At 67.5% G+C, this 8528-nt stretch carries 8 protein-coding genes and 1 pseudogene; 5 read left to right on the forward strand and 4 right to left on the reverse strand.

Annotated elements, in window-relative coordinates; genetic code table 11:
- The first annotated feature begins 392 nt into the window (after positions 1-392).
- The 4 genes and pseudogenes from rpsL to tuf all read left to right on the forward strand — a co-directional run bounded on the left by rpsL (position 393) and on the right by tuf (position 4759).
- Entirely contained in the window at positions 393-764 is a 372-nt protein-coding gene (gene rpsL, locus JGS39_RS34390) for a 30S ribosomal protein S12 (RefSeq protein ID WP_003948652.1), read from the forward strand.
- A 2-nt stretch (positions 765-766) separates the two neighbouring features.
- Positions 767-1237, forward strand: a complete 471-nt coding sequence (rpsG, locus tag JGS39_RS34395) for a 30S ribosomal protein S7 (RefSeq protein ID WP_014154599.1) — start codon at positions 767-769, stop codon at positions 1235-1237.
- 38 nt (positions 1238-1275) lie between these two features.
- Positions 1276-3406, forward strand: a pseudogene (gene fusA, locus JGS39_RS34400) (elongation factor G).
- Positions 3407-3565: 159 nt separating this feature from the next.
- A complete protein-coding gene (gene tuf / locus JGS39_RS34405) occupies positions 3566-4759 on the forward strand; it encodes an elongation factor Tu (RefSeq protein ID WP_219573674.1) in 1194 nt (397 codons plus the stop codon).
- Positions 4760-4877: 118 nt separating this feature from the next.
- On the opposite strand, the gene JGS39_RS34410 is transcribed toward tuf, so the two are convergent.
- Positions 4878-5342: a GNAT family N-acetyltransferase gene (locus JGS39_RS34410; protein ID WP_219573675.1), complete on the reverse strand. Its 465-nt coding sequence runs from the start codon at positions 5340-5342 to the stop codon at positions 4878-4880.
- Positions 5343-5424: 82 nt separating this feature from the next.
- Between JGS39_RS34410 and JGS39_RS34415 the strand changes: the two genes are divergently transcribed.
- Positions 5425-5892 (forward strand): hemerythrin domain-containing protein, encoded by a 468-nt coding sequence (locus JGS39_RS34415; RefSeq protein ID WP_219573676.1) that lies wholly within the window; start codon positions 5425-5427, stop codon positions 5890-5892.
- 5 nt (positions 5893-5897) lie between these two features.
- On the opposite strand, the gene JGS39_RS34420 is transcribed toward JGS39_RS34415, so the two are convergent.
- Genes JGS39_RS34420 through JGS39_RS34430 form a run of 3 tightly spaced genes read right to left on the reverse strand, consistent with a single transcriptional unit; the run spans position 5898 to position 8466 of the window.
- Positions 5898-7508: a HEAT repeat domain-containing protein gene (locus JGS39_RS34420; protein WP_219573677.1), complete on the reverse strand. Its 1611-nt coding sequence runs from the start codon at positions 7506-7508 to the stop codon at positions 5898-5900.
- A 32-nt stretch (positions 7509-7540) separates the two neighbouring features.
- On the reverse strand, positions 7541-7984 hold the full coding sequence (locus tag JGS39_RS34425; RefSeq protein ID WP_219573678.1) for a TY-Chap domain-containing protein: 444 nt from the start codon (positions 7982-7984) through the stop codon (positions 7541-7543).
- Positions 7981-8466: a DUF6301 family protein gene (locus JGS39_RS34430; RefSeq protein ID WP_236065877.1), complete on the reverse strand. Its 486-nt coding sequence runs from the start codon at positions 8464-8466 to the stop codon at positions 7981-7983. The genes JGS39_RS34425 and JGS39_RS34430 overlap by 4 nt, the downstream gene beginning before the upstream one ends.
- Positions 8467-8528: the final 62 nt, after the last annotated feature.

Here is an 8528-nt window from a genome sequence, read left to right on the forward strand (position 1 = left end):
GGGCCGGTCCGGTGGGCAGGAATGAGGGGGCGGCCTGTGCCGCGGCCGGGCGTTTGTGCTGGATCGCTGATGGGTCCGCAGGTGGGTGAAGGGGGTTCGGCCGCGCGCCGTATCCGGACGGTTACGGCAGGACAGCCGTGGCGGGGCCTGTGGCCTGGACGGCATTTGTTTTGACCCAAGTCGATGAGGTAGGTACGCTCAGACCTTGTGCCTGGGGTGTGCCTGGGCTCGTGTGCGTGTCCTCAACCGCACGGCGAGTCCGTCTTTGGCCACCGTGATCTGTGCTTCCACTGCTCCAGGGGAGTGGCCCGCAGTATCCGACACACCCGACCGCGTGGGTCGGAGGCGTTCCAGGTTAGTTACAACGACGGCACACAGAAACCGGAGAAGTAGTGCCTACGATTCAGCAGCTGGTCCGGAAGGGCCGGCAGGACAAGGTCGAGAAGAACAAGACGCCCGCGCTCGAGGGTTCGCCCCAGCGCCGCGGCGTCTGCACGCGTGTGTTCACGACCACCCCGAAGAAGCCGAACTCCGCGCTCCGGAAGGTCGCACGTGTGCGTCTGACCTCCGGCATCGAGGTCACGGCCTACATCCCGGGTGAGGGACACAACCTGCAGGAGCACTCGATCGTGCTCGTGCGTGGTGGCCGTGTGAAGGACCTGCCGGGTGTTCGTTACAAGATCATCCGCGGCTCGCTCGACACCCAGGGTGTCAAGAACCGCAAGCAGGCCCGCAGCCGCTACGGCGCCAAGAAGGAGAAGTAAGAATGCCTCGTAAGGGCCCCGCCCCGAAGCGCCCGGTCATCATCGACCCGGTCTACAGCTCTCCTCTTGTCACGTCGCTGATCAACAAGATCCTCCTCGACGGCAAGCGTTCCACCGCCGAGCGGATCGTGTACGGCGCCATGGAAGGCCTCCGCGAGAAGACCGGCGCTGACCCGGTCATCACGCTGAAGCGCGCGCTTGAGAACGTCAAGCCCTCGCTCGAGGTCAAGTCCCGCCGTGTCGGTGGCGCCACCTACCAGGTGCCGATCGAGGTCAAGCCCGGTCGTGCCGCCACCCTCTCGCTGCGCTGGATCGTGGGTTACTCCCGCGCCCGTCGTGAGAAGACGATGACCGAGCGCCTCATGAACGAGCTGCTCGACGCCTCCAACGGTCTTGGCGCTGCTGTCAAGAAGCGCGAGGACACCCACAAGATGGCCGAGTCCAACAAGGCCTTCGCGCACTACCGCTGGTAGTCGCTTACCCCATCGAGACCGAGAGAAGATTGAGCCTTATGGCCACCACTTCGCTTGACCTGGCCAAGGTCCGCAACATCGGGATCATGGCCCACATCGACGCGGGCAAGACGACCACCACTGAGCGGATCCTCTTCTACACCGGCGTCTCGTACAAGATCGGTGAAGTCCACGACGGCGCTGCCACGATGGACTGGATGGAGCAGGAGCAGGAGCGCGGCATCACGATCACGTCCGCCGCGACGACCTGCCACTGGCCGCTCAATGATGTTGACCACACCATCAACATCATCGACACCCCGGGTCACGTCGACTTCACCGTCGAGGTGGAGCGTTCGCTCCGCGTCCTCGACGGTGCCGTCACCGTGTTCGACGGTGTGGCCGGCGTCGAGCCGCAGTCCGAGACCGTGTGGCGTCAGGCGGACCGCTACGGCGTGCCGCGTATCTGCTTCGTCAACAAGCTCGACCGCACCGGCGCCGACTTCTTCCGTTTGCGTCGACATGATCGTCGCGCGCCTCGGCGCCGTCCCGATCGTCATGCAGCTCCCCATCGGCGCCGAGGCGGACTTCACGGGCGTCGTCGACCTCGTGTCGATGAAGGCCTTCGTGTACCCCGAAGAGGCCGCCAAGGGCGAGATGTACAACGTCATCGAGATCCCGGACAACCTGAAGGAGGCCGCCGAGGAATGGCGCGGCAAGCTCCTTGAGGCCGTCTCGGAGAACGACGACGCCATGATGGAGCTGTACCTGGAGGGCGAGGAGCCCACCCAGGACCAGCTGCACGAGGCGATCCGCCGGATCACGCTCGCGTCGAAGGGCACCGCGGACTCCGTCACGGTCACCCCGGTGTTCTGTGGCACCGCGTTCAAGAACAAGGGCGTCCAGCCCCTGCTCGACGCGGTCGTCCGCTACCTGCCTTCGCCCCTGGACGTCGAGGCCATCGAAGGCCACGACGTCAAGGACCCCGAGAAGGTCATCTCGCGCAAGCCCTCGGACGACGAGCCGTTCTCCGGCCTGGCGTTCAAGATCGCGAGCGACCCGCACCTCGGCAAGCTCACCTTCGTCCGGATCTATTCCGGTCGCCTCGAGGCCGGCACCGCGGTGCTGAACTCGGTCAAGGGCAAGAAGGAGCGCATCGGCAAGATCTACCGCATGCACGCGAACAAGCGTGAGGAGATCGCGTCGGTGGGCGCCGGTGACATCATCGCCGTCATGGGCCTGAAGCAGACCACCACCGGTGAGACGCTGTGTGACGACAAGAACCCGGTCATCCTGGAGTCCATGGACTTCCCGGCGCCGGTCATTCAGGTCGCCATCGAGCCCAAGTCCAAGGGTGACCAGGAGAAGCTGGGTGTTGCCATCCAGCGCCTCTCCGAGGAGGACCCGTCCTTCCAGGTGCACTCCGACGAGGAGACCGGCCAGACCATCATCGGTGGTATGGGCGAGCTTCACCTCGAGGTGCTCGTCGACCGCATGAAGCGCGAGTTCCGCGTCGAGGCGAACGTCGGCAAGCCGCAGGTCGCGTACCGCGAGACGATCCGCAAGGCCGTCGAGCGCATCGACTACACGCACAAGAAGCAGACTGGTGGTACCGGCCAGTTCGCGAAGGTGCAGATCGCCATCGAGCCCATCGAGGGTGGCGACGCGTCCTACGAGTTCGTCAACAAGGTCACCGGTGGCCGCATCCCCCGTGAGTACATTCCCTCGGTGGACGCGGGTGCTCAGGAAGCCATGCAGTTCGGCATCCTGGCCGGTTACGAGATGGTCGGCGTCCGCGTCACCCTTCTCGACGGTGGTTACCACGAGGTCGACTCCTCGGAGCTCGCCTTCAAGATCGCCGGTTCGCAGGCGTTCAAGGAGGGTGCCCGCAAGGCGTCCCCCGTGCTCCTTGAGCCGATGATGGCCGTCGAGGTCACCACGCCCGAGGACTACATGGGCGATGTCATCGGCGACCTCAACTCCCGCCGTGGCCAGATCCAGGCCATGGAGGAGCGCAGCGGCGCTCGCGTCGTGAAGGGCCTCGTGCCCCTCTCGGAGATGTTCGGCTACGTCGGAGACCTCCGCAGCAAGACCTCGGGTCGCGCAAGCTACTCGATGCAGTTCGACTCCTACGCCGAGGTTCCGCGGAACGTCGCCGAGGAGATCATCGCGAAGGCCAAGGGCGAGTAACTCCCCGAGTTGACGCTTTAGGCTTATCACCGGAGCCTGGTGGGGCATTTGACACAACGCGCAAGCAATGTGTCGAATGCCCCCGGCCCCGGCATCCCAGCAAAGATCACCTGGCGCCGATGAAGCAAGGCGTACAGAACCACTCCGCAGGAGGACCCAGTGGCGAAGGCAAAGTTCGAGCGGACTAAGCCGCACGTCAACATCGGCACCATCGGTCACATTGACCACGGTAAGACGACCCTCACGGCCGCCATTACCAAGGTGCTGCACGACGCGTACCCGGACCTGAACGAGGCCTCGGCCTTCGACCAGATCGACAAGGCTCCCGAAGAGCGCCAGCGCGGTATCACCATCTCGATCGCGCACGTCGAGTACCAGACGGAGTCGCGTCACTACGCGCACGTCGACTGCCCGGGTCACGCCGACTACATCAAGAACATGATCACGGGTGCCGCGCAGATGGACGGCGCCATCCTCGTGGTCGCCGCCACCGACGGCCCGATGCCGCAGACCAAGGAGCACGTCCTCCTGGCCCGCCAGGTCGGCGTCCCCTACATCGTCGTCGCGCTGAACAAGGCCGACATGGTGGACGACGAGGAGATCCTGGAGCTCGTCGAGCTCGAGGTCCGTGAGCTCCTCTCCGAGTACGAGTTCCCGGGCGACGACCTTCCGGTCGTCAAGGTCTCGGCGCTCAAGGCTCTTGAGGGCGACAAGGAGTGGGGCCAGACCGTTCTGGACCTCATGGCCGCCGTCGACGAGTCGATCCCGCAGCCCGAGCGTGACGTCGAGAAGCCGTTCCTCATGCCGATCGAGGACGTCTTCACGATCACCGGTCGTGGCACGGTCGTCACCGGTCGTATCGAGCGTGGTGTCCTGAAGGTCAACGAGACCGTCGACATCGTCGGTATCAAGACCGAGAAGACCACCACCACGGTCACCGGCATCGAGATGTTCCGCAAGCTGCTCGACGAGGGCCAGGCCGGTGAGAACGTCGGTCTGCTCCTCCGTGGCATCAAGCGCGAGGACGTCGAGCGCGGCCAGGTCATCATCAAGCCGGGTTCGGTTACGCCGCACACCGACTTCCAGGCCCAGGCCTACATCCTGTCGAAGGACGAGGGTGGCCGTCACACCCCCTTCTTCAACAACTACCGCCCGCAGTTCTACTTCCGTACCACGGACGTGACGGGCGTTGTGACCCTTCCCGAGGGCACCGAGATGGTCATGCCGGGTGACAACACCCTCATGGACGTCGCGCTGATCCAGCCGGTCGCCATGGAAGAGGGCCTGAAGTTCGCCATCCGTGAGGGTGGCCGGACCGTGGGCGCCGGCCAGGTCACCAAGATCCTCAAGTAAGTACTTGAGAGTCTGACCTGGTAGCTCCGCACAAGAGCACCGAGAAGGGCCCCGTCCCATCGCGCAAGCGGTGGGACGGGGCCCTTCTTTTTTCTTGGACGGGTATACGGTCTTCTTGCTACGACGGGCGTACAGGCCGTCGCACCATGAACACGTCGACGGGGTCCTCGCGCTCCAGGACGAACCCGTGCCGCTCGTACAGCCGCCGGGCCGCGCTGCCCTGGAGCACGTCGAGGCGGACCGGCACGCCTTCGGAGTCCGTACGGGCCAGCAGGGCGCTCAGCACGGCCGAGCCGATGCCCCGCCCCTGGACCTTCTCGTCGATGAAGAAGCTCTCCAGCCAGTGCCCGTCCTGGTGGGGGCGGAGGGTGACGCTGCCGGCGAAGCGGTCTTCGACGACGATCACCGAGGTGTGCTCGGGCACGTAGGAGTCCCGCATCCGCCGGCGCACCCGGTCCTCGTCGTAGCGGCCGAGGCGGACGAGGTCCGGGCGCATCACGACGGCCCGGAGTTCGACTATGGCTTCGAGGTCCTCGGGGGTGGCGGGGCGCAGGGCCCAGTGGTGAGTGGTGCGTACATGCATGGCGGGAGTCTGTCAGAGGGTGGACGGCTGATGCGCCGCCGACGGCCCCTGGAAATGCCTCATAGCTGTCTAGAGTGGGCGCATGTGCCACTACTGCGGCTGTCGTGAGATCCCGCTCATCAAGGAGTTCATCGCGGAGCACGAGTCCGTCACCGACGCGGCGGGCGGCGCCCTGCGCGCACTGGACTCCGGTGACCAGGGCCTGGCCGCGGAGCTGGTGGCGCGCATGGGGCGGGAACTGCGGGCCCATTGGCAGGGCGAGGAGCAGGGGCTGTTCGCGGTGATGGGCGGCGATGAGGAGTACGCCGGGTACATCGACGCGCTGGTGGCCGAACACCGTGAGCTCGCCGCGTTCCTCGACCAGGTCGATCTGGGGCGCGCCGAGGACGTCGTACGCCTGCGCGAGGCGGTCGACGAGCTGTACCACCACATCGCGAAGGAGGAGGACGGCCTGTTCCCGGCCTCGCTCACCGCGCTGTCCGGCGACGACTGGGACCTCTCGATGGCGGCCTGGTGCACGGCGCATCCGGATGCGCGCGGGGACCTCTGACGGGATCAGACGGCGTCCAGGACCGCGCGGGCCGCCGCGCACAGAGCCTCGTCGTCGCGGACGGAACGCCAGTCGTCGTGGCGCACGGGGCGTTCGTCGGCGTCGAGAAGGGCGAGCAGGTGCGGTGCGACCTGCCGGGGGTCCGAGGGGAGCCGACACAGGCTCCGGAGGGTGGCCATCGCGTCGGAGCGGTGGTCGTGCGCGTTCTGTTCCCCCGCCGCCGGCTCTCTGGGCAGTGAGGCGAGGAGTACGTCGCTGTGCGCGGCGAAGGGGGCGAGCGCCTCGGTGAGGCTGAGGTCGCTGCGGTTCCAGGGACGGTCGATCGAACCCGTGGGGCGGTGGGTGAAATCGCCGCGGGTGCGGAGCAGTTCGAGGAGGTACGGGACGCAGCGGTCGTCGCCCATCCGGCTCAGCGCCCACGCGGCGTGCTCCCGTGTGAGCTCGTCGGGTTCGCCGGCCGGGGTGAGATGCGTGGCGACGAGGTCGGCCCAAGGGTGTGCGGCGGCTCCGCACATGGCGAGGACGCGCAGGGCGAAGGCACGGTTCTGCGGACGTGCATCACCCACGAGCTCGGCCACGGCCGGCAGGAGCGCGGGTACGGCGGAGCGCCATCGGGACATCAGGGTCGCGGCGATCCTGAGGCCACCCGCCCGCTCGTCGGTGCGGTCGTGGCGCAGCAGCGCGTGCGCGAGGGTGAGCCGTTCGGGCAGGTCGGCTCCGAGCCGCCGGTCGGCTTCGGTGATGACGTCGATGCGCGAGAAGAAGCACTCCGCGGGCGGGTAGGCCGTCGCGGCGGAGGAAGTGAGCAGCGCGGCGGTGGTGACAGGGGCGTAGCGGGGATCGGCGTGCCCGGGCAGGGCGCGGCACAAGGCCTCCACCGCCTGGAGCCGGACATCGTGGCGGATCTCCTCGTCCCACGCGAGCCAGGCGTCGACGTCCTCGACGATGTCGGGTTCCGGTCCTTTGCCCTCGACGGTCATACGGTGCCGCAGCCACGCGAGTGCCTCGCCGCGTCGCCGGGTGGCGTGGCGGGCGAGCTCGCCGACGCCCAGGACGAGGCACCCGGCCGACCAGGGGTCAGGCTCGTCGTCGAAGCGTGTACGGAAGTCGGCGATCAGGGGGTCCGCGTGGGCCGCGGACTGCGCCAGTGGACGGACCGCGCCGCCCCGGATGACGTAGTTCCTGTCGTCGAGCAGCGGCAGCAGCTCCTCGGCGGCTCGCTCCCAGGCGGCCGGCCACGCCGCGTCGACGGTGGGCCGCCACCTGCCTTCAAGGATCCGGTCGACCTTCGCGGTCGGGGCGGTGTTGCCCGTGCCGGCGATGTCGGCGATCGTCTGCAGGATCTCGAAGCGCACCGTCACGTCCGGATCCCGTGCCGCCTCGACGAGGAACGGCAGTATCTCGGCGGCCGCCCCGCTCACCGAGCTGCCGTCGCCGATGGCCGCGAAGCGCAGATCCATACAGGTTCTGCCGGCCGTGACGCGGTCGGTCGCCCAGAGACCTGTCAGTACCTCGGGGCCGTACCGCTCGCCGGTATAGAGATCGGTCACCTTCGACCAGTCGACCTGTGCGGCGAGCCGCGCCAGCCGCTGTGCTCGCGTGTCCTGCTCGGTCATGCCGACGCCCGCCGCCCCTCGTCAGGATTTCGTCAGCTTTTCGGGTCGATGCCCAGCAGGGGCAGGGCGAGGTCGCGATTGCCTCTGCGCCCGTCCCACGCCTCGTACACCAGGGCCTCCGGGCCGGTGATCCGCAGGCCGTCGCGCAGGCCGGTCACCGTCATCCCCGCCAGCTTTCGATACGCGCCCGAAGGCGACGGCCAGGGCAGTTCGGCCCACCAGTTGTGGCCGTAGACGGTGTCCTGGGGAGGCTTCCAGCCCGCCTCGACGATCAGCCGGGAGCCCTCCTCTCCCGCGCGCAGCGCCGGGTCGAGGCCGTGATCACCGACCAGTTCGGCCTCCACCCCTTCGTCGCTCTGCAGGAACTGCGCGTACCGGCCCGTCCCTCCGCCCTCGCGGATGATCAGCACCGATCCGGCGCCCAGCGTGCTCAGCTGCTCGGCGAGCCTCTCCCCGAACCCGTCCCAGCCCGTCACAGCAGTCCTTCCTCGTCCATCCGCAGAAGTTCCTCGTCGAGGGACAGCCGCTTGTTGGTCACCAGTTCCAAGTACACCGAGTCTCCCGTGTGTTCGAGAACCAGGGTGGTATCGGGACCGGACGCCCAGTGAATCGCGGCAGTGCTGCCCGGCCTGCGGTCCGTCGGCGCACCCAACGACGTGTGCAGCGCGGCGGCCATCCTTGCGAACGCGTCCTGGGACGGGCCCCATTCGGCCGCGTAGTCGGTCAGGCGCAGCCGCACGCGTTCGACCATCCCCTCGTCCTGTGCTCGTCTGCTGCGGGACGAGCCACGCCCGGGCCGCTTGAACCCGGTGTCGAGGAGTTCCCAGCGCGGCCGGATCATCAGCGCCTGACGCGTGAACTGTGCGGACCGTCTGGAGCTCGGCGTGGCCCCCAGCTCCCACGTACAGTCCAACGACCGCAACCGCGCGGCAAGTTCGACGACCTCGGTATCACTCAACGCACGCCATTGCGTCATACGCCCCGGAGGCGCGGCACCCTCGCCGGCCCGCCCCCGTCCTC

It is taken from the genome of Streptomyces poriferorum (genome assembly GCF_019399235.1).
In the GTDB taxonomy this organism is placed as follows: Bacteria; Actinomycetota; Actinomycetes; order Streptomycetales; family Streptomycetaceae; genus Streptomyces; species Streptomyces poriferorum.